Source organism: Deltaproteobacteria bacterium (assembly GCA_040223695.1).
Taxonomy (GTDB): Bacteria; Desulfobacterota_D; UBA1144; order Nemesobacterales; family UBA2774; genus JAVKFU01.
In genome coordinates, this window is sequence record JAVKFU010000017.1 from 228,862 (window position 1) to 251,187 (window position 22,326).

Consider the following 22,326-nt stretch of genomic DNA (forward strand, 5'->3'; position numbering starts at 1 on the left):
ATTAGCTAAAACTATACCACTGAATGTTGAGAAAGCAACAAAAATCGGATGGGTTAGAAATAGCGGTAATAGCTAAAAATTATTGAATTTTAAGCTATGAAAACACCCTATCAAAGATACGATCGACATTTTTCAGATCGGCCTTTACATCGAAGCATTCCTCGATTTCCTCCTTGCTCAAGGAACCGGAAACAGTGCTGTCTTTTAACAACAGCTGCTTGAAATCTTCCTTATTTTTCCATGTTTTCATGGCGTTTTGCTGAACCAGCTTGTAAGCTTCTTCTCTGGAGAATCCCTTTTCGATGAGTTTGAGCAAAACCTTCTGGGAAAACACAAGACCGCGCGTGAGCCAGATATTCTTTTCCATGTTCTCGGGATATACCTCAAGTCCGTCCAGAAGGTAACAAAGCCTGTCCAGCATAAAGTCGAGGAGAATGGTGCTGTCGGGACCTATTACCCTTTCAACCGATGAATGGCTTATATCGCGTTCGTGCCAGAGCGCGATATTCTCAAGCGCCGGTATGGAGTAAGAGCGAACCAGACGCGAAAGTCCGCACAGGTTTTCGGAAAGCACGGGATTCCTCTTATGAGGCATTGCAGAGGAGCCCTTCTGACCCTCGGTGAACGGCTCTTCGAGCTCAAGCACCTCCGTTCTCTGAAAATGCCTTATCTCCACGGCTATTTTTTCGATTGTGGATGCTATTATAGACAGAGTGAGAAAAAATTCCGCGTGTACGTCCCTCTGAACTATCTGTGTCGATATCGGAGCAGGCCTCAAACCCAGACGCTCGCAGGCATATTCCTCAACCTCGGGGCGGACATTCGCAAATGTGCCGACTGCGCCCGAAATCTTGCCCACGCTTATAATATCCCGCGCCCTTTTCATGCGCTCGAGATTCCTTTTCATCTCGTCGTACCACAGGGCGAAAACAAGCCCCATGGTCCTGGGCTCTGCGTGAATACCGTGGGTTCTGCCAATCATAGGGGTGTCTTTATATTTAAACGCCTGCTTCTTCAGCACCTCAAGCGCCCTGTTTAAATCTTCTATAAGTAAATCGGACGCGTCCCGTAGCTGAAGAGCGAATGCGGTATCGAGCACATCGGACGACGTCAGGCCGAGGTGAATAAATCTCGAGTTCTCTCCCACATGCTCGGCAACGGACGTAAGAAAGGATATAACATCGTGCTTTAGTTCCTTTTCGAGTCCGTTTATTCTTTCCACATCGAAACCCGCTTTCTCTTTTATCTCGTCAACGGCCTCCCCGGGAATCCTGCCGTGCTCAGCCCACGCCTCGCAAACGGCGATTTCGACGCGAAGCCAGTTCCCGTACTTTGCCTCATCAGTCCAAATTGCCGACATTTCAGGCCTTGAATATCTTGGTATCAAATCCCGAGCACCTCCCCGATTGTTTTCCTAGGAGCAAGAGAAACCCGCACTTCCGTTTCAGCGCCCTTTCTTTTTACAACATTTGAAGCGGAGTTGAAAGCGACTTCGGGTCTGTTGTTAACCTGGCTCAGATGTGCCAGCACGACGTGTTTTAATTCACAGTCAATAAGCTCGTCCAGAAGCTCCGATGCCTGGAGATTGGAAAGGTGTCCGAGACGGCCCTTGATCCTCTGTTTAAGGTCCCACGGATAATGGCTGTAAAGAAGGATGTCGTTGTCGTGGTTGAATTCCATTACAAGCACATTTGATCCCCTGAGTCTCTCTTTTACCAGCTGAGTGACGGAGCCTATGTCCGTCACGACACCGACTTTCTCGCCTCTTTGAGACTCGACCGTAAAACCTACCGGGTCAAGCGCATCGTGAGGCACGGAAAACGGAGTAATAAAAAGATCCTTTATCGCAAAAGGGGAGTCGCTGTCAAATTCCCGGAGGCGGTTCACCTTGTTCCGCCAGAGATGGGCCGTCGCCGAAGCGACATGGACCGGGACATTTATCCTCGGAATCGCAGCCGTATGGTCCGAGTGCTCGTGAGTTACAACAACGGCGTCCAGATCGGAAAGCTCCACACCGATCTTCTTGAGCCTAATGGTAATCTGCCTCAGGCTTATCCCTGCGTCGACGAGTACCCTGGCGTCCCGGGACTCAATATAAAGAGAGTTTCCCGAACTTCCGCTTGCGAGTGTACATACTCTCATTTCTTATCTATTACCGGTTATTAGAATTTGAACTCATAGTATTGATTTTATCTCTCCGCCCCTTGGCACCGAATTCCTTATAAATCGTCCGGCTATAACTAATGAGACATCATACATTCATTTAACCATTCAATAAATACCGGAGCACGCGGATGGCGCCGAAACCACTTAATCCCGCCTTAACCCGGGACTAACAAATCATTCATAATAGTCTTTCACAATATCTGTCACACCTATCTATTCTATATCTCCGTGCTCTCAAGGGATGAGTCCGAACGCGGCTCACCCTTGTTTTCTACCCTTAAAGCGCGAACAACCACAAACTCTTCTGTAATCTATTGATATTACTTAGTATTTGCCAACTTATATTGCTCAATAAAGCTATCAACCAGTATTTTAACATATTTCCCTACGTCAGAATCGAGGTCCTCGGGGAGCGAAGCCCCGGTCCCGATAATAGACCATGTGGGAGCCTCGAGTTTAATATCCAGATTCCGCGCCAGAAATACAACCTGCTCAAGGCCAATGTTCACGGTAAAACTATATACACCCCCTGAGTGCTTTATTGTATTAATGTTTACAAACAGCGAGGGGGCGCCCACGGAGCCGTTTAACTCGGCCTTTGACAGTACCTTGATACCCGCTCCGCCGAGGGATTCAGTCACGGTGCTCGCGAGCTCATCTCCGTTTAAACCGTCCTTTTGCGCATCAGGGTCTATTTCCTCTATCTCCACCCCGACTCCGTCAATGCCCTTTAAGCTTATTATCTCCTTAGGTAAATCCTGAGCTGCAACACTTGCGGAAATGATGAATACGGAAACAATCAGAAAAATAGAGACGAAGAAATTTCTTCCGAACACTTTAGTTACACTCCTCTATCTACTATTCCTAAATTAAACGCGGTTAAACCCTCGCGCGCCTGCCGTCCGCAAAAATGAAAACAGACGTGAAAACCGGTCCGTACGCAATTCCCATTCCCGGGACCTCAGTATTCTTTTTCCCTCTGAAGCGCGGGTTCGGGGATTATAGACCCTATCCCGGCGGCAGCCCCTTTTTTCCCCGATCCGTGAAAAATCGAAAGGAGACCTGTATAAAAAAATCCGAACTGTATAAAGATTAAAAAGGGAACCCAGCCGAAGTAACCCAAATAGATCGCCAAAAAGGTCTCCAAAAGAAATACCGCTCCTATGGCGAGCTCGATCACGGCTGTGGCATCCTTGGACGTTATATAACTGCTGGAACGCCAACTTTCTCCCTTTAACGTGACTGCAAACTTGGGTGTCCTCCTGAATTCGGAATTTTTGGCCATTAAAGCCTCCAGCACAGCCTTTGAATTATTAACCGCCATGCCCGCCCCGATCGAGATAGCAAGCGGGACGTATTTTATATACGCGCGCCAGCTTTTGCCGCGCGCTTCCCTTACCGTCAATATATAGAAAAGAACGAAGCTTAAAGTGCCGGCGGCCAAAGCGAATATGCTCAGCACCACTCCGCTTTCCCAGACCAGATCGTTCCAGAACAAACCCACCGGAAACATCAATAGAAACAAAATAAGGAGAAGCAAATATGAAATATTGCCGAAAAGGTGAAAGAACGCTTCCGACTTTATCTTCAAGGGCAGATTTTTCCTCCGGAATATTTGAGGCAGTATCTTTAAGGCGGTCTGCACGCCGCCCTTGGCCCATCTGTGCTGCTGTGACTTAAACGCATTCATATCTACGGGCAGCTCGGCGTCGGCAATGAGGTCCTTCAAATATATGAGCTTCCATCCCGCAAGTTGCGCACGGTAGCTAAGGTCCAGATCCTCCGTCAGTGTGTCGTGCTGCCAGCCTCCAGAGGTCTCTATGCATTCTTTTCTAAGCACCCCGGCGGTTCCGTTAAAATTAAAGAACATCCCGCTGTTGAACCGGGAGGTCTGCTCGATCATAAAATGCCCGTCGAGCAGAATGGACTGAGCTTTAGTAAGTGTTGAAAAATCCAGATTAACATGCCCCCACCTAACCTGCACCATTCCGATCTCGGGATCGGAAAAATAGTCCACTGTTTTTTTCAGAAAATCCTCAGGCGGTATAAAGTCAGCGTCAAACACGGCTATTAGTTCGCCCCCGACCGTCTTAAGACCTTCCCTCAAAGCGCCCGCCTTGAAGCCCTCCCTGTTGCCCCTGTGAATATAATGGATGTTTAAACCCTGCTCTTTGTAGCCCCTGACACATCTGGCGGCAATTTCAGTGGTATTGTCCGTTGAATCATCGAGTACCTGAATTTCAAGTAAATCCCCGGGGTAGTCTATTCTGCAGACCGAGGAGATAAGCCTCTCGACCACATACATCTCGTTATAAATAGGGAGCTGTACCGTAACGGCAGGTAATGTTTTGTATTTCTCTTTGGGAGAAGGTTTCTTGTCTTTATTTTTTGTGTATAAATACGATAGATAGTATCGGTGCAACCCAAATACGCAGAGAAATATCAGCGTTACGGCATAAACCGATGTTAATATTATTTTAGAAGTTAGAATAAAATATTCCACGCGCCCTTTCCTGCAGCCATTTCCTCCCCGCCAGAATCAGAACTTCGCCTCTTTGATCCTCTCCACCGCTTCGACGATTCTTTCAGTTGCGAATGTAGTCGAGACACGAGCGTAACCCTCGCCGTACTCACCAAATCCGGTGCCGGGCGTAACGACGACTCCCGCTTCCGTAAGAAGTTTCGATGAAAATTCCTTGGACGACACACCTTCCGGCACTTCAAACCACACGTAAAATGTCGCCTTGGGTTTATGATATTTGAGACCCGCCTCATCGAGCCCCTTACAAAAAATGTCCCTTCTCTCCTCGAATATTTTGATTCTGTCATCAAGGCCGAGTCTGTAATTTTTGAGAGCCTCTATGCCCGCGACCTGTATTGCCTGAAATGCGCCCGAATCTATATTGGTTTTAATCTTTCCGAGTCCCCCGATAGCCTTTTTGTTTCCCACTGCAAATCCAATTCTCCATCCGGTCATATTGAAAGTCTTCGACAGAGAATGGAACTCAATACCCACATCCTTGGCGCCGTCGATCTCGAGAAAGCTGAGCGGCTTATAGCCGTCGTACGCTATTTCAGTGTAAGCCGCATCGTGACATATAAGGATATTGTATCTGGCGGCAAATTCTATTACCTCCCTGTAGAAGTCCTCTCCGGCCACGGCCGTTGTCGGATTGTTCGGATAGTTTATGAACATTATCTTCGATTTCTGCCTCACATCCTCGGGTATCAAACCAAGGTCGGGCAGAAAATCATTTTCCTTTAGAAGCGGCATTGCATAGGGCGTGCCTCCCGCAAAGCTGATCGAAGTAGGGTAGACAGGATAACCCGGGTCTGAATAGAGTCCGTAATCACCGGGATCCACAAAGGCAAGAGGCGTGTGAGCAATGCCTTCCTTGGAGCCTATAAGAGCCACGACCTCTGTTTTCGGATCAAGATCAACGTCGAATCTTTCCTTGTACCAGTCGGCTACTGCCGCTCTGTATGAGAGCATTCCCTCGTATGAAGGGTATCTGTGATTCCGGGGATCATGAGCGGCTTTATCCAGAGCATCGATTATTCGATCAGGCGTAGGGATATCCGGGTCTCCTACTCCCAGATCTATTATATCTACCCCCTTTGCCCTCATTTCATTTTTTTTCGCGTCGATTTCAGCAAACAGGTAAGGCGGAAGCTCCGCAATTCTTTTCGCCCATTTCACATCCATTAATGGTTCTCCTCAATTTTATATCTTACGAATTTTATACCTTTCGAGTTTTCTATCATAACTAACCTGATATCTTAGAGCAAGGCGCTGTATTTCAATATTTCACCGGGAGAATAACCCACCGGGATCGGCTCAAACCCACGTGTTTTTTATTATCCGTCCTCACATTTTTCATTATATGCATCACTTATTCTCGAGAAGGCTTGTTCCGTCAACTCCTTCCTGGTCACTCCGGACCGGGACTCGATAACCTCGAGCTCTCTGAGCTCGACAGTAATAGACCTCAGATTGAGCAGTCTGAAAAAATGCTCGAAAAACGTAATATTCTCGTAAAAGTAGACAAGATGTCCGTTTTCCTTGTCCACGCTCCGGCCGTTTATTTCTCTGTATCGGATACATATTGGCAGTACATCGGCCCCGGTTTCAGCCGCGGCTCCCAAGAAGGAAGTCTTAAACGGCATTACCCTTTCCCCGTTCGATGTCGTACCCTCGGGGAATATTACTACATTTATACCCATATTAAGAATATTGGTTATATTAGTTATATCCGTAAGCAATTTAGCCCTGCTTCTCCTCTCTACGAACACTCCGCCGGAGTATCTCACAATAGAGCCGAGCAAAAAAGACTCCTCCAGTTCCGAGTTGGCTACGAAAAGCGAGGGGCTTACCGAATATATAGCGAATATGTCAATGTAAGAGAGATGGTTTGATATAATGAAATAGTTTTTCTTTCTGTCTTTCAACCTGGAGGCGTTTTTGACCCTCACCCGAACCCCCAGCACGGCGAGAGCGACACGAAGATAAAAAGACGAGATTCTCGAAAAGAGATAAAGTTTTGTCCGCTTTTTAAATATGAACAGATCGACCAAAAACAATACCGGGAGAAAGGTTATAACCAGAACCAGAAAGGCAGCTATTTTAAGGGGTTTTCTTAGAAGCGTCATAGTATTCTGAAGAGCGTCCGATTTCATCCGGGAGCCTTGACGGGCGAACGCTCAGATATAATTTACTTTAATTCAAGAAAAGTAAAACTATTTAAAATGAACCAGCTCGCGGAATCAATTAAATCGGAAATACGAAAAAGGGGCCCTCTCACATTCGCCCACTTCATGGAACTCGCCCTCTATCACCCTGAGCTTGGATATTACTCTCCCGGAATTGAGCGGATAGGGAAAGAGGGTGATTACTATACAAGTCCCTATGTACATCAGGCGTTCGGCGAGATTCTGGCAAGGTTTATTGTAAAAGGAGCAGGCCATTTCGGGGGTGCCGATTTCGACATAATCGAATTCGGCGGCGGAAAGGGCTTGCTCGCCTCCGACATACTGAAATACATGAAAAGAGACCATCCTGACGTATACGATAGAGTGCGTTACCATATAGTCGAACATAACCCGCACCAGAGAAAAGAAGCGGAAAAGGGTCTTGAAAAGCATAGACATAAACTGAGCCTCCTCTCGTCACTTTCGGAATTGGGCGAAAGAAACATCGACGGGGTTATAATCTCAAATGAATTCGTGGACGCTCTCCCCTTTCACAGGGCCAAATTCTCGCGTGGCGAACTGCTTGAAATCTACGTGGCGCTTAAAGAAAACGAATTCGTAGAACTTAAAGGCAAGCCGTCTTCAAAAGAGATCGCAAGCTATCTTGAAGACTACGGCCTGCAGTTAGAGGAAGGGCAGGAGCTTGAAATAAACCTGAATGCGGGCAGGTGGATCAAGGAAACAGAACGGATACTGGATAGAGGATTAATACTTACGATAGACTACGGCTATCTCGCGCCTGAATTATTCAGCCCCCATAGAATGAAGGGAACCTACAAGTGCCTTCACAAGCATCAAATAAACGAGAACCCTTACGTAAATATAGGAGAGCAGGATATAACCGCCCACGTCGATTTCAGCAACCTGATTAGAGTCGGTGAGCACGCGGGCCTAAACGAAATCATATACACCACTCAGGGTCAGTTCCTGCTCGATTGGGGGATACTCGATATTATAGAAGACGGAGAATCAGGGGCCGGGACCGCGTCAGGAAAAGATACAATCGCAGCCGGGACTTTATTTTTGCCGCAGCTTATGGGAGATAAATTCAAAGTACTCGTACAGGGAAAAAATATTGAGGATGAAACACGGAACTTCTATCCCGAATCCCCTCTCAAAATCAGTTTTGGTGTTTTGTAGGTTCCGCTTCCGATAATTCCACCGGGAATTATTACTCCGGCTATAAGACATGAAGCCTGCCCGCCTGTAGCTTCCAAATACGCGGAATATTCACCTTGACAAAGGCTTAAAAATACCCTATAATTAGGACTGACTGGTCAGAGCTAATTGCGCAGGTATTAAATTGATTCAAAGCGGCGCAGGGTGAGAAAATAAAAGGAGGGAGCAAATAATTGAGGAAGAGCAAAGATAAAATACTTGAAAGCGCAAAGAAGTTGTTTCATCTCAAAGGTTTTTACCAGACATCAATAGACGAGATTCTCAGTGACAGCGGCGTTACAAAAAGCAATTTTTACTACCATTTTAAGAGCAAGGAGGAACTGGGGCTTATATATCTGGATAGACGCATTAAACAATATGAAACCGAGGTGCTCTCAACCACACTGGAGAACAATTCGGAAAGTCCCGCTTCGCGAATTGACAAATTCTACAAAAAAGTGAAAACATTTCATACGGATTTGAGTTGTGTGAAAGGCTGCCCATTCGGAAACCTTGCCATAGAAATGAGTGGTGCCAACGAGAATTTTAGAGAAAGATTATCGACATTTTTCCGCAGGTGGGAGAAATCGATTGAAGAATGCATTGAAGAAGGAATGAGCAACGGGGAATTCAGGAGTGATATTTCGCCAAAAATAATGTCCCGGCTCATATTGTCCCACCTGGAAGGCGCCGTAATGATGGTCAAAACCCACAGATCCATCGATCCGCTCTCTTCCGGGAGCGAAACGATGATAAAATTGCTAAAAGCTGCTTGAAAATAAAAAGAATAAGGAGGCATTAGAATGTCGGAATATTTGTTTAAAAGCGATATAGGGAAGGAGATGGGGCTTCTCAGGGAGATAAATCCCGAGCTGCACGGGGCGTGGATGGACTTTCATAACGGGGTTTTCAAAGACGGCGCCCTCAGCCAGAAAGACAAACAGCTTATCGCCGTTGCGGGTGCTCATATTACCAGGTGTCCATACTGCATCAGGTCAAGGGTCAGACTGGCGAAGAACCAGGGTGCTTCGGACCAGGAAATAGTCGAGGCCATATACGTCGCACTGCGCTTCTCCATGGGAGCGCCTTTCGCCTATTCGAGCATTGCTTTCGAGGCTCATGACGCGCTTGAGAACGACATACCGCTTACGGACGGCCATTTCTTCAAAAAGGATATAACAAAGGAGATAAACGAATTCCATCAGTGCAGCGGAGACAACTCAGATAATTTCAAAGCGTTCACCAAGAAGGTTTTTGCGGACGGCGCTATCAGCAAGGACATGAAAAGGGGCATAATAGGCCTCGCCTGCGCCCAGATGACCAGATGCCCATACTGCATTAGGGGCTGCGTTAAAGACGCCAGAAGCGCGGGAATTTCGAAAGAGCAGATCGCCGAGGCGATAAATGTGGCTATGGTAATGGCCGCAGGCGCGTGTTTCGCGCATACAAGCCTGGCCATGGAGACCATTGAAGCGTTAAACCAAAAGGAAAGATCGCGGGCTTAATCTTCCCTTTGAGGCTCATTAGTTTATTTTGGTTTGTAAAGACATTAGTGCATTCTGGCGGAATACGGAATACTTAGTTAAGTTGCCGAGCCAAACCAAATTATTTCCATAGAAGGGGTTAAAACCCCCTTCTATGGGCAATTAAAGGGTCTTTACACTAAATTAATATGCAAAATCTCTTCCAAACAGACCGGTTAGATATACCTGCATTAGAAACCATAGCGCGATTATGGTAATTTATCCCTGAGATGAGCCGGGCTTCCATTCCTGATCAAGATACAATCGCGGCAATTGCTACAGCGGAGGGGGACGGAGGGATCGCCGTAATTAGAATAAGCGGCCCGAAATCGCTCGACACAGTAAGCCGACTATTCCGAAGAGTCGGCAAGGGCGGAAACGCTCCCCGGATGGAATCCCACAAGCTCTACCACGGCCGAATTATAGACCCTGAGTCGGATGAACTTATAGACGACGTACTTTGCGTTTTTATGGGGTCTCCGAATTCATACACCGGGGAGGACATGGCTGAAATACACTCTCACGGGGGATATCTTGTCCCGAAAAGCATACTCAAACTGCTCTTTTCACTCGATATCAGACCCGCGAACCCAGGGGAATTCTCCCTCAGGGCCTTTTTAAACGGTAAAATGGACCTCACACAGGCAGAAGCCGTAGCCGATATCGTAAATGCCCAGACTCGGGAAGGCCTGAAACAGGCGGAATTACAGCTTGATGGGCATCTTTCGTCTAAAACGAGTGATTTTAAGGAAACCGTTCTTGACGTACTGGCCGAAGTTGAGGCGCAGGTCGATTTTCCGGAGGAAGACATAGATCCTATCGTAAAAAACGAGCTAACGAGGCGGATAACAGGGCTCATCCGTAATCTAGAGTCTTTATTGTCTACATACGACGAAGGCAGAATTATCAAGTACGGGGTAAAAACGGCTATTCTGGGCAAACCAAATGTCGGCAAATCGAGTCTGTTGAACATGCTAATCATGAAAGACAGGGCTATTGTAAGCCCTGAGCCCGGCACCACAAGGGATTTTATCGAAGAATCCATGGATATTCGCGGCATACCCCTCAAGCTGGTTGACACTGCGGGGATAAGGGCGACGTCAGATAAGATAGAGAAGACTGGGGTGGAGCTTGCAAGGAAAAAAGCGCTTGAGGCCGAGCTTTTAATAGTGGTTTTGGACGGAAGCGCTGTACTCGATAACGATGACATGGAGGTTTTAAATGAGGCAAAACATAAAAAAGCGCTTTTAATATTGAACAAATCGGACATTGGAACGAAGATAAGGTATGTCGACCTGTCAGGTTATGCAGATGAAGAAAGGATGATTCACACATCGGCCAAGCTCGGAACGGGCATAGAAGAGCTCAAGGACAAAATACGAGAACTTTTAACGGGAGAATCCCAAGCCACTGAAGCAAGCGAAATAGTATTGACCGAATTAAGGCATAAGCTCGCGATTGAAAAGGCAAGAGACAGTCTCATTTCCTTCCTTGAAGTCCTGGACAAAGGAGAATCCCCGGAATTCCTCGCTCTCGATTTGAGGGTCGCTCTAGACTCACTCGGAGAAATTACCGGTGAAGTTACCACCGAAGACATACTGGGAAGAATTTTCAGCAAGTTCTGCGTAGGCAAGTAATGCGCGGCGTGATGTTTCACGTGAAACATCCACAATTGTGGATAGATTTTTTCACATTTACCAAGGGGGGATTAAGATATTATATTTAATGATTACAGGAAGTTAGGACGACTAATCGCAATTCGTCGAAAAATTTATCCACAATCCTTCCACTTTTTAAATTTTCTTTAATTACAGGGACTTGAGAATTTAAAGGAAAATTACAGGATAAAAAAGCACTCTAAAACTGTATTTTTCGGAGCGTTAGGACCATTTAAGCTTCTCAATAAGCAACTCTTTTAAATCTCCGTACCGTCTTTGATCAACGGATATATTGCAATCATTTATCCGGGAAATAAGCGAGCACCCCGTTATGGAATTCGTAAAAAAGGCGAAGTCTGAATCAATAATATCGCTCGGAAAATACCGCCCTTCTCTGACCTCTATCCCAAGCTCCGGGATATTATTTAATAAAATATCCCTTGTTATACCCGGTAAAAGGCCGCACTCAAGAGAAGGCGTAAAGATCACACCGTCTTTGAACCAGAATACGTTACTTGCGCTACCTTCGGTAATCTCATCCCTGTGATTTAAAAAAAGCGCTTCGTCGAACCCCTTTTCAATCGCCTCTCTCCGGGCGGCGATGTTCTCCAGGTAATTCATGCTCTTGATCCGGAGAAGCGGTGATTCCGAGTACCTTTTAACCGGGTGAACCAGAGTTTTAACAGGTTCTTTGGTTGCCGAGTACTCCTTGATAATTACGAGAATTGCCTCTTTTTCAGGGTTATCGTAAAAACGAGAGCTCCCCTGGGACAGAAGACAAACCTTAACATACGCGTCCGAATACCCGGCTTCCTCAACCGCGTTTCGTACCTGCATTGATAAACCGGAGATCTCCGGGATGGGTATTCTTAAAAGCTCCGCCCCACGCTTCATACGCTGATAGTGAACCGGGAAAAAAACAGGTAAGCGGGACTTGTAACGAAAGGTCTCAAAAACCCCCTCTCCGTAAAATAAGGTCCTCAACGGCAGTAGGCTTTCTGCTCTTTCGCCATCTATAAACACCTGTTCTGACACAATATTTTCCGTTTTTCTGACTATAACCGGATAGACTCACTCTATCAGACCGAAGGCCTTTCTCACAGCCAGGGATTTCAGCAATGATTCCTCGTATTCCTTCTCTGGATCAGAGTCCCATACTATTCCTCCCCCCGCCCAGAATGAACATCTCCCGGCCTCCGCCGCCAAAACCCTTATTCCCACACTCAGCGTAAAGTCCCCGTCAGGATAAAATACTCCGATCGCGCCGCAATAAGGTCCCCTGTAATGCGGCTCGAGTTCATCGATGATTTCCAAGGTTCTCTTTTTCGGCGCTCCGGTAACCGATCCCGGAGGAAATACATTTCTCACGATCTCCCCTATGCCTGCATCAGCCTTAATTTCACCCTGTACCTCGGAAACCATCTGATGGAGTGTCGCGTAACTTTCTATCTCGAATAATCCGTTCACCTTGACGGAGCCGGGCCTGCACACACGTGAGAGATCATTTCTCATGAGATCTACAATCATCAGGTTTTCTGCCCTCTCCTTCTCGCTGCTTACAAGCTCCGCTTTCTTAATAGTATCGGCCTGCTCGGAGAGCCCCCTCCTCCTCGTTCCCTTGATTGGTTTTGTAAGCAGTTTTCTCCCTTTTTTTCTTAAAAAAAGCTCCATTGACCCGCTCAAAAGCTGAAAATCACCAAAATCCATATAGCTTGCGAACGGCACATGTTGCACGTGAAACATTCTCATAAAATAAGGCAAAGGATTAATCGTGAAGTCCAGCATGAACCGCTGAGAAAGATTTATCTGATATAAGTCCCCGTATTCAATGTATTTTTTCGCCTTTAACACCATATCTATATATTCGGCTTTACTCATATTCGAAATTATGGAATGGTTGCCTTTATCGATCCCGCAGGGGTTTTCCTCATTGACCGGCAAGTTGAACCTGTAAGCCAGCTCTCTGATACTTCCTCTCTCGATGTCCTCCATGCGGTACAGGTGAAAAAACAGCTCGGGGAATTTTGTGCCGTCCTTCCGGCGAACAGGAGTGAAGCCGGTGTCAGTGAGCCCGGAATATTCATATCCCAGATATCCCGCTGCAACGTAACCTTCGCTTAGATACCCTTCCAGAACCATTACAGGGTCGCGCTTTGACTGAATTATTTTATTTCCGGTATTAATCCTGGTCAGCTCGCCCTGAAATGACATGGATAAAACGGGTCTTTTGAAAAGCATGAATGAATCGGTATCGGTTATGTCGTCCAGCCACCCTCCTCCGGAGTCCAGGAGCAGTGACGAGCAGGTTATTTCAGGCTCCATAGATAAGAATCATAACCCCGGGGACTTAATTTACAACCGGAATTTGAAATACCCGTGAATCTTCCACTACTAATCCTACATAACCGACTGTAATTTATAGAAATATTGAGTCAGGTAATTGACAGGCAAAGGCTCATAAAGAGTCCCTAACGCAGACGCGGATAAGCTGCTAAGCCTTCTTATCAGTTTCTATAGACTCCCTCAGAATCATAGAAATATCCTTTATCTGCAGCTTATCATTTCCGGCATGCTTCGCAGCGTCCTCAAACATAGTATCGCAGAAGTAACATGCAACCGCAAGTGTATCCGGATTTTTCGATTCCACCTCCTCGAAACGGTTCCAGTTTACCCTCGGCGCGTCCTCTTCCATCCATATCTTGCCGCCGCCCGCGCCGCAGCAGAAGCTCCTCTCCCGCTTACGGTCCAATTCCACGAGATTTAATCCCGGAATCGACTGAAGTATCTCACGAGGGGCATCGAATATCCTGTTGTACCTCCCCAGATAGCAGGGGTCGTGATAGGCGACATCCTCTTTTATCTCCTTGGTCGGCCTTAACTTCCCCTCTTTTACAAGATCATTCAGCAGTTCAGTGTGGTTGACAACCTCGTAGTTTCCGCCGAACTGCGGGTATTCATTCTTAATCGTGTTAAAACAGTGCGGGCAGTTCGCAATAACCTTTTTAACCTTGAGTTCATTGAGGTTCTCGATATTCTGGGTCGCCAGCATCTGATACAAGGCTTCCTCGCCCAGCCTTCTTGCCGGATCCCCCGTACAGCTTTCCATCGGCCCCAGTACGGCGAAGTTAACCCCGGCCTGAGTTAAAAGGCTTACTATAGACTGTGCGATCTTCTGCCCCCTGGGGTCGTACCCTCCGTAACATCCCATCCAGTATATGTAGTCAAACGTGCTTGCGTCATCCTTGCCATCCTCGCCGATTACATTGACGTCCTCATAGTTAGAAAGCCATTTCGCCCGGTCCCCTTCGCTGAATCCCCACGGATTACCCTGGGTCTGAAGTTTTTGGAGCGTCTTTACTGCGGTTCCGGTCAGCCTCCCCTCAAGTGTGAGAAAGCGCCTCATCTCCATTATCATTCCCATCTGGTCTATAAACAGCGGGCACTGCTCGACACATGCGTTACAGCTGGTGCAGGCCCAGAGTTCATCCTCCGTGACCCATTCGGGACCCGGAATTATGGCATGGCCATTTCCGTTTACGGAGTCTCCGTCTAACATCACTTTCCCCTCGCTTGAGGCGTAATGCCTTAATTTAACTACAATTTCTCTTGGGGAAAGGGGTTTTTCCGTGTGCCAGGCAGGGCAGTTATCCGTGCATCTTCCGCACTCTGTGCATGTGTAGGCGTCGAGGATGTTTTTCCAGGTGAAATCCTCTATTGTTCCGGCGCCGAAGTGGTCTATATCGTCCGGCACATTCTCGAAATCGATGGGTTTCATGGCTCCTCTCGGTTTAAGGTTCTGAAAAAATACATTCGGCACTGCAGTGAAAACATGGCTGTGCTTCGAATAAGGAAGATAGTTAAGGAATCCGAGAACTATCAGGACATGAAACCACCAGAAAAATTCATGGGAGAACCTGAGCCCTCCTTCACTCATACCGCTAAAGAAAACATTTGCAAATACGCTCGAAACCGGAAGCCACTTCGATTCGGTTTCCCCCAGTGCTATATTTGTCCCAGTAGCCCCGAACGCCGTAACCATAAGTCCGAATATCAACCCCAAAACGACGACCGCGTCGAGTCCGTTGACTTCCCTTCTTTTGGCAATGGTCGTCCTGTTGATTATTCCCATGACGATGGCCACCAGTACAAGGAGCTGTACTATATCAAGTATGAATTCATAGACATTATGCGCTGATCCGGGGACCAATTTGAAACCCGGGAAAACCCCTCCCACCAGCATCTCAGTGGTTCCTATAGTGATTATCACGAAACCCCAGAAAATCATGAAGTGTTCGACACCGGCGAATGTGTAATTCTTCACAAGCCTCTTCTGGCCGAATACATATACGAGAACGCGTTTTATTCTCTCGCCTATGTTGTCGAATCTTGGCTCGTATTTGCCGATTCGCAGAATCTTTATCAGGTTGTAAATGTTGTAGAGGAAAAACCCGAAAGCGGCTATTATCAGAATTGCCATTATAATCGGTTTCATAAAATTGTCTCCTTGGTTGGTAAAACGGCTAATCGTCGACCATCTAGTATCTTAAAAAAAAGCTATATGATAGTCAAGCTAAAAATCCCCTGTATCAAGCCGTTATTGAATAATTTTTGGACTACGCCCGTGTATACTCATCCCCGGCAAGCGTTGCCGTGATAATGTCGTATATATTCACTATAAGCAATATAATATATATATAATTGTATCATGGAAATTCCAGCCCGATAGTGCGGGCGCTTTTTGCTCAGTTCCGTCCCGGGGGGCCTTGTATAAAAACCGGCGCTTCCGTCTATACCTCGTTATTCAGGAGTAAATATCAGAGAGCGGCAATCACGTCTTTGTCTTTTTATTTCCCTATCCCCGGTACAGGAGAACGGTTCTGAGTAAGGATTGCGTACAAGTGCGCAGTTGGACGCTCCCGGCTAACTGCAAATTAACCATTCCGTCTTCGCACCGAAGTCGTGAAACCGGATCCAAGAACCCGGCGCCCTTGTTTAAAGGCAGAGTAGCCTGTTAATTTCCGGCACTGAACGCATTGATTCAAATTAAAGGTGAATCTCCTCCGCACATCCCCTGTGGGTGCAATCCACCCCCCTCATCCTTGAGCGCACACGTAGTGTGCAGTCGAAGGATGTCGTTCCTTTTTCCGCCTATCCTTGGACTAAACTAGATATTTCCTTCCCCCTAACAGGGGGAAGGTTAGAACGGAGGTGTCATGTCGACCAACACGAGAAATCTATTATTTGTCATTCTGAATTTATTTCAGAATCTCGTCTTTTGCCATTTCTTTTCCGACATTACAGAAATTGCGTTAAAAAATAAATACACAATCGTTAAAATATTTTAGGTCTGCAGGTTTTTTGTTAAGTCGGTGATTTTTGCTTCTTTTCATCAAGGAAAAGAAGAAATTATTAATGTTGTCATTGCCGTAAATGTCAAGTAATTCGGGGCGGTTTTTAAGGAATTCAGCAGGCGCCATACCCCCTAGCTCGCTGCGGCCGTTTGTGGGGCCCTTGATTAATGAATTCTAGTGGCTTAATTTAAGGTTACAAGGATCGAGTCCACTTCGGGCTCATCTGTCTGAATATCCCTTCCGTACCGACTCGCTTCCTCTTTTGTGGTAAATTTCCCCACTCTTACCCTGTACCAGGTTCCCCTGCCGGGCAAATCGGCCTTCTCTATATACGCGGGATAGGTCTTTGACAGAAGCGCCTGCTCCATTTTCCTCGCGATATCCAGATCAGGGTAGGAGGCAATCTGAACCGTATAACTCCCGTTTGAGTCACTTGCTACGAGTGCGTCGGTTACTTGAGGCGAATCAGCTTTTACCGCCGATGCGGTCTGCTTCTTTTCGCCGGCCTCTTTATTAGCCCCTGATTCGGACTTCCGGGGAGATTTCCCCTTGTTATTTACTATAGTCTCTGTCTTAAGGGTCTCCACGTATACGAATGATTTAACTTTTTTCTTCGGAGAGTTATTCTTGTCCTTCCTGTCGGCAACTCTGGCCTTAATATTTCTCGCCGTTGGTGTCTGCTTTAGATAATCATAATGAGCGTAGACTTTTTCCACATATTCTATCGTTTCCGAATAGGGCGGTATCTTGTAGCCGTATTTTTTCACGGCGTTCTCTCCGGCATTGTACCCCGCGATCGCAAGCGTTACATCATTGAACATATTCAGCAGTTTGTTGAAATACCTGACCCCGCCCTCTATGTTCTCCGACGGGTTAAACGGGTCGGCCACTCCGACGCGCTCGGCCGTGCCGGGCATGAGCTGCATGATTCCCATAGCGCCCTTGGGCGAAACTGCGTCAGCATTGAAATTGGACTCCACCTTTATCATCGCCTTTATTAGCAGCGGGTCTATTCCGTACCACCGGGCTGTAGTGGTGATGTTCTCATCGAACTTGTCAGAATATTTAAACTTATTCAGATACCCCCTCTTACTTTTCGGCGTCCCCCTGAAAGTGCCCCAGGGATTTACTACGCGTTTGTAGCTGCTGCTTTTCGGATCAATATTCGTGTAATAGACAACGCCGTTACTTTCCTTTTTGTAATAGTAGGAATTGGCCTGTGTATAGGCCGGGGAAAATAGAAAAAATACGGGGAAGAATAATATAGAAAGAATCAGATAAGCTTCTTTATGCAGAGTCGCTCCTCTCACGGGGGCATTCTTACGGCACATAGTCAAAAAGGCAGAGTACGACCGCCTTAAATTCAACTGAGAAGAGCGGAATATGTACAAAGATTCATCCTCCATCACTCAGGCGTCACTGCCGCCCCGGGCTTGCTCAAGCGCCCGAAGGCCGGCGGCATTACTCTATCCTTTCGAATAGTGTGCCCTTTTTGAATAAATCACTCGACCTCCAATCCATCAAGATTCTATAACCAAGAACTAATTTTGTCAATGACCTTTGGAGGTTATGATTGCTTCTTAATGTTAACTTGGATTCCACTTAATAAATGACTCAAGGAGCAAACAGTTATTTACAATATCGTAATCCCTGTATAAGATGAAGGAACTCTAGTATGACTTCAAGACTCAGATTTATTCTCCTCTATCCGTTTGAGGATTTTCTGTCAGGGCTGGAAAAGAGCCTCAAAAAGGCCTCAGCTTTTAATATAGGGCTTATATTCATTTCGTTCGGTGTATCCTGGTGGATATACGTCCCTATTCACGAATTGGGACACGCCTACGGATGTATTCTCGGCGGAGGAAGTGTGAGCAGGCTTGAGATAAGCCCTCTATACGGGGCGGATATATTAAAGGAAGTTTTCCCTTTTGTTTCATCCGGCTCCGAGTACGCGGGACAGCTGACCGGATTCGATACCGGCGGCAGCGACCTCATATATCTCTTGACTGTATTTTTCCCCTTCCTGCTGACAATTTTCATAGGCGTCCCGCTACTCAAGTCGGCAGCGCGCTCCTCGCCGCTCTCAGCGAGCGTAAAACTCGGCTTCGGCATCCCTATGGCGTTTGCGCCTTTTATATCCTTCAGCGGAGATTACTATGAAATGGGCTCGATTATATTTACCCGGCTCGCAAGCTTCCTCTTTCCGGGCTTTAATGCTGACCGCTTGAGGAGCGACGATGTTTTCAGGCTCACGGATGAGCTGTTTTTCAAGGGCAATCCATATGGAATGACTGACGTTACAGGTGTAATCGTATCATTTATTCTCGGGATAATACTTATATATGTTACCTATTTTACGGGCGTTCTCTGGAACAGGGCATTATTTAGAATCCTTCACTACAAGCGCCCGGCGCAAACATAATTATTTCATATCTACTTCTTTTTTTTCTTAACCGGCCTTATCTCCTCGGATTTTTTATTTCTGAAGAAATAGAGATAAGCCCCTATTAAAAAGGGCTCGAATCTCACGACCATGTTATCCACAAATCCCCACAGGAACTCCCAGAATATATGCGCCGCCGCTCCCGATTTCTCATAACCCTGAGCTTCCAGGGCAGCCGTCAGCTTCTGACCCTCAAGCGAGAACACAAAGAGAAAATGCACGGCGACCAGGATCAAAACGGCCTCCAGATATATCCACCGCCTTTTCAAAAACGGATAAAAAGCGGCCATGATGGCAAAGGTGAGCGGCGCGTTGAAGGTGTAATTGGAAATAGGTATATCTATTCCTGTCTTCAAAATCGTAACCCCGTACTTCTTAGGGATAAAACCTACGGTTATTATGTCCTTGTTCCTTACAAACTCCACTATATCGACATTTTTTATAAATGTGATTGCGTAAGAGGCCGTACCCGTAATCGCCATGCCGTAGTACCCTTTCACTACCAGCCATACAGCCAGGAAAATCAGGTAGGATACGACGAATATGAGGGCGGCCTTGAGTAAGGCGGGATTAAGCAGCTTCCGCTTCTTGTTTTCTTTCTCGTCCATGACTGAGGTAGTTCAAATAGAGTACGAATGTCCCGAGAGCCACCGCTATCATTACGCCCTGGGCCACGTAAAGGTGTATCAAATCGAATAAATCCCGGTGATAAACGCCGGCATAGGCGAGCGCCACGATTCTCACCAGGTTCAGCACCTGAATAACAAGAAAACCCGCTATTATGCCGATAATCCTGTCTCTCCACGATGCCGGAAACGTCAGTACCGCAACTGCGTATATCATGACGGCCTCAAGACCGTTACATCCGAACTCCACATCGAGTGAAATTGAAGGCAGATGTATAATCGACCCCTGGAGCGTGGAGGACACTCCCAGCACGCCCAGGATCTTCGCCGTGAAATATACAATGGCGTTTGAATACCCGCCGTTTATGTCGATTATATCCTGAACAGGCTTAAGTCCGATAAGCAGGAAGAAGGCCCCCATCAGGAGCACGTATGTCAGTATGAAACGGAGAACGGTTACCGGGCTCGATTGTGACTTTGATTCAGAATCCCTATTTTTATCTTTCATTCAGCTTTTTCTCCGACAAATGAATGCCGGAAATGTAATAAAGTCAAATCTTCTAGATTTCTAATATACATTGCGGTATTCACATATACAAAGGGGACTGCCCGCCTCTCCGTTCTTTTAAACATTTATGTAACTAGCAGGCGCAAACCTGCTCTTCTCTCAATGTTTCATAACCTTCCCTTACCAGGAAGAGCACAATGAGTAACCCAGCTGCGGGATCCGCCCACCACAATCCGAACAGGTAATTGAGCCCGAGACCAGTAAGGAGGGCTACGGATAAATACACGCACGCAAGTGTCTGCTTCGAATCCGCAACGAGTCCCCTGCTCCCGATAGATTTTCCAATTCGATTTTTCAAATAAAACAATACCGGCATAACCACGAGAGAAACTATCGCTATTACTATTCCTAGAAGACTCGGCTCGGGTATATCACGATAAATAAGTTTTTTAAGCGATTCGAACAACACGTAAGCCCCGAAGACAAAAAATGTGTAGGCTACGAATCTCGCCGCCTTGGCCTCGGCCTTCTCTTCCTCCTCTTCCGAAATTTTCCCGTGCTTCTCGAATCTCCAGATCATTACCCCGCCGGAGAGAGACTCGACGAAGCTGTCTAGGCCGAACCCCACGAGTGCAACGCTCCCTGCCAGGTATCCGGCGATAATCGATACTATCCCCTCAAGAATGTTATAGCCGACCGTAAATATCGACAGATAGAGGGCTTTTCGGTGCAGCGAGCCGGAATTTCTCTTGTAAGTTCCCTGGGTGCTGTGAGAGAAGTTTTCCACCATCATCTCCTTATAATTTATTTCTAAGCATTGAGCAAGCCACTTTCCACAAAGCTGAAGTAGCCGCCTTTTCCGACAATTATATGGTCGAGCATCCTTATATCAATCGTATTTACCGCCTCTCTAATATCCCGTGTCAGAATTTTATCCTCTCTCGAGGGCGCAGGGTTCCCGCTTGGATGATTATGAACGAGTATAATTCCGGAGGCGTTATGGGAAATAGCGGACTCTATTATCCGCCTCGGATAAACCGCCACATTATCTACGGTGCCCTCATGAAGTATTGAATAATCGATTACCTCGTTCTTTACGTTTAAGAAAATCACCATGAAAGCCTCGTTCACAAGGCCGGAAAGCCTGACCCGCACGAACTTCAGTACGGCCTCCGGTGAAGAGAGAATATCGCCCTTCTTCATATTCTCGGCCAAATAAGAGCCGTATAATTCCTTTACAAGACGTATTAGGGTGGCGGACACAGACCCTACGCCGCTCAATGCTTCAAGCTTCTTCTGATCCGCGTCTAAAACCCCTGACAGGCTTCCGAATTCGGACAAAAGCTTTTTAGCCACGGGTTTCACGTCTCTTCTCGGGATCGAATAAGTCAGAAGTAGCTCAAGCAGCTCATAGTCGTGCATCCCGTCGGCTCCTGTTTTATGAAACCGTTCCCTGAGCCTCTTTCTGTGGTTTAGATAATGAGGTTTATCGGCCATTGTGTATAGAGTTAAATTTAAACTATAAACGGATTGTTTTTAAATTTAAAATAAAGACCGAGCCCGGTATTATCGGTATCCGACTAAGAGGAACTGCTGAAGTGTTAATTCTAATTGTCCCATAACTGACTTTAATTTATAAAGCTCTACAAAATAATCTCACAGAACCGGGATTTAACGGGATGAAAAAGTGATTTATGCGAAGTAATTTCTCCGCTACCCCATAAATAATCTAACAGAGGGTATTAAGAGTCAGTGGAAAGGCTCCTGTCAGCGTTGACATCGATGCCATCTGTATGGTTCTCTTGCAGATAAGGGGGAAAGCGTCCGACTTGCAGGATTCTTAAATGTCCGCGTTTTCGGTTTGCCTGATAAAGCGCTTAGGCAAAACGCAAAGGAATGGAGAGGGTTTCACAGGCGTTATCTTTTTGCTTTTAAGCCTGCCTGGCAAGCTGCGGATCAACCGAGCTTTAAACAAATATAAATTCTAATATTAACTTAATAATAAAGAGCGGGCAATCCTATATGAGGAGAGCCCGCTCTTTTACTTTTACAAGCTTTATTTTCTTTTCTATCCTTACATCATTCCGCCCATACCGCCCATGCCGGCCATCGAAGGCGGCATACCGCCTCCTCCTCCCATCTCC

The 22,326-nt window shown here is 46.5% G+C and carries 19 protein-coding genes; 5 read left to right on the forward strand and 14 right to left on the reverse strand.

The window, feature by feature from the left end; translation table 11 throughout:
- Positions 1-94 precede the first annotated feature (94 nt).
- From purB to RIG61_08980, 6 genes are all read right to left on the reverse strand, one after another.
- Entirely contained in the window at positions 95-1,387 is a 1,293-nt protein-coding gene (purB, locus tag RIG61_08955) for an adenylosuccinate lyase (protein ID MEQ9619288.1), read from the reverse strand.
- Positions 1,384-2,142 carry an MBL fold metallo-hydrolase gene (locus RIG61_08960; GenBank protein MEQ9619289.1) on the reverse strand — a complete coding sequence of 253 codons (759 nt, stop codon included), beginning with the start codon at positions 2,140-2,142 and terminating at the stop codon, positions 1,384-1,386. Before RIG61_08960 ends, purB begins: the two co-directional genes overlap by 4 nt.
- A 344-nt stretch (positions 2,143-2,486) precedes the next feature.
- Positions 2,487-3,002, reverse strand: coding sequence for a hypothetical protein (locus RIG61_08965; protein MEQ9619290.1), 516 nt, complete (start codon positions 3,000-3,002; stop codon positions 2,487-2,489).
- A gap of 125 nt (positions 3,003-3,127) precedes the next feature.
- The gene (locus tag RIG61_08970; protein ID MEQ9619291.1) at positions 3,128-4,669 is read right to left on the reverse strand and encodes a glycosyltransferase family 2 protein; all 1,542 of its coding nucleotides are present in this window, start codon (positions 4,667-4,669) and stop codon (positions 3,128-3,130) included.
- Between the two features lie 36 nt (positions 4,670-4,705).
- Positions 4,706-5,872 carry an LL-diaminopimelate aminotransferase gene (locus RIG61_08975; GenBank protein MEQ9619292.1) on the reverse strand — a complete coding sequence of 389 codons (1,167 nt, stop codon included), beginning with the start codon at positions 5,870-5,872 and terminating at the stop codon, positions 4,706-4,708.
- A 152-nt stretch (positions 5,873-6,024) separates the two neighbouring features.
- Positions 6,025-6,816, reverse strand: a complete 792-nt coding sequence (locus RIG61_08980; GenBank protein ID MEQ9619293.1) for a 1-acyl-sn-glycerol-3-phosphate acyltransferase — start codon at positions 6,814-6,816, stop codon at positions 6,025-6,027.
- A gap of 96 nt (positions 6,817-6,912) precedes the next feature.
- Between RIG61_08980 and RIG61_08985 the strand changes: the two genes are divergently transcribed.
- The 4 genes from RIG61_08985 to mnmE all read left to right on the forward strand — a co-directional run bounded on the left by RIG61_08985 (position 6,913) and on the right by mnmE (position 11,233).
- Positions 6,913-8,055 carry an SAM-dependent methyltransferase gene (locus RIG61_08985; protein ID MEQ9619294.1) on the forward strand — a complete coding sequence of 381 codons (1,143 nt, stop codon included), beginning with the start codon at positions 6,913-6,915 and terminating at the stop codon, positions 8,053-8,055.
- Positions 8,056-8,267: 212 nt separating this feature from the next.
- The gene (locus tag RIG61_08990) at positions 8,268-8,849 is read left to right on the forward strand and encodes a TetR/AcrR family transcriptional regulator (protein MEQ9619295.1); all 582 of its coding nucleotides are present in this window, start codon (positions 8,268-8,270) and stop codon (positions 8,847-8,849) included.
- 27 nt (positions 8,850-8,876) lie between these two features.
- Positions 8,877-9,578, forward strand: coding sequence for a carboxymuconolactone decarboxylase family protein (locus RIG61_08995; GenBank protein ID MEQ9619296.1), 702 nt, complete (start codon positions 8,877-8,879; stop codon positions 9,576-9,578).
- A gap of 248 nt (positions 9,579-9,826) precedes the next feature.
- Positions 9,827-11,233 carry a tRNA uridine-5-carboxymethylaminomethyl(34) synthesis GTPase MnmE gene (mnmE, locus tag RIG61_09000; GenBank protein ID MEQ9619297.1) on the forward strand — a complete coding sequence of 469 codons (1,407 nt, stop codon included), beginning with the start codon at positions 9,827-9,829 and terminating at the stop codon, positions 11,231-11,233.
- A 243-nt stretch (positions 11,234-11,476) separates the two neighbouring features.
- Here mnmE and RIG61_09005 read toward each other — a convergent pair whose 3' ends face one another.
- The 4 genes from RIG61_09005 to RIG61_09020 all read right to left on the reverse strand — a co-directional run bounded on the left by RIG61_09005 (position 11,477) and on the right by RIG61_09020 (position 17,915).
- The gene (locus RIG61_09005) at positions 11,477-12,289 is read right to left on the reverse strand and encodes an aminotransferase class IV (GenBank protein ID MEQ9619298.1); all 813 of its coding nucleotides are present in this window, start codon (positions 12,287-12,289) and stop codon (positions 11,477-11,479) included.
- Between the two features lie 36 nt (positions 12,290-12,325).
- A complete protein-coding gene (gene pabB / locus RIG61_09010; protein MEQ9619299.1) occupies positions 12,326-13,576 on the reverse strand; it encodes an aminodeoxychorismate synthase component I in 1,251 nt (416 codons plus the stop codon).
- Between the two features lie 169 nt (positions 13,577-13,745).
- Complete coding sequence (locus RIG61_09015; protein MEQ9619300.1) at positions 13,746-15,746, reverse strand: (Fe-S)-binding protein; 2,001 nt, start codon at positions 15,744-15,746, stop codon at positions 13,746-13,748.
- 1,041 nt (positions 15,747-16,787) lie between these two features.
- On the reverse strand, positions 16,788-17,915 hold the full coding sequence (locus RIG61_09020) for a lytic transglycosylase domain-containing protein (protein ID MEQ9619301.1): 1,128 nt from the start codon (positions 17,913-17,915) through the stop codon (positions 16,788-16,790).
- Positions 17,916-18,280: 365 nt separating this feature from the next.
- On the opposite strand from RIG61_09020, the gene RIG61_09025 reads away from it, so the two are divergent.
- Entirely contained in the window at positions 18,281-19,027 is a 747-nt protein-coding gene (locus RIG61_09025; protein ID MEQ9619302.1) for a hypothetical protein, read from the forward strand.
- Between the two features lie 11 nt (positions 19,028-19,038).
- On the opposite strand, the gene RIG61_09030 is transcribed toward RIG61_09025, so the two are convergent.
- The 4 genes from RIG61_09030 to radC form a co-directional block, all read right to left on the reverse strand.
- Entirely contained in the window at positions 19,039-19,656 is a 618-nt protein-coding gene (locus RIG61_09030; protein MEQ9619303.1) for an exosortase H-associated membrane protein, read from the reverse strand.
- Positions 19,619-20,182, reverse strand: coding sequence for an exosortase H (xrtH, locus tag RIG61_09035; protein MEQ9619304.1), 564 nt, complete (start codon positions 20,180-20,182; stop codon positions 19,619-19,621). The genes RIG61_09030 and xrtH overlap by 38 nt, the downstream gene beginning before the upstream one ends.
- Before the next feature lie 133 nt (positions 20,183-20,315).
- Positions 20,316-20,969: a cation transporter gene (locus RIG61_09040; protein MEQ9619305.1), complete on the reverse strand. Its 654-nt coding sequence runs from the start codon at positions 20,967-20,969 to the stop codon at positions 20,316-20,318.
- Positions 20,970-20,992: 23 nt separating this feature from the next.
- Entirely contained in the window at positions 20,993-21,679 is a 687-nt protein-coding gene (gene radC, locus RIG61_09045; protein MEQ9619306.1) for a DNA repair protein RadC, read from the reverse strand.
- Positions 21,680-22,326: the final 647 nt, after the last annotated feature.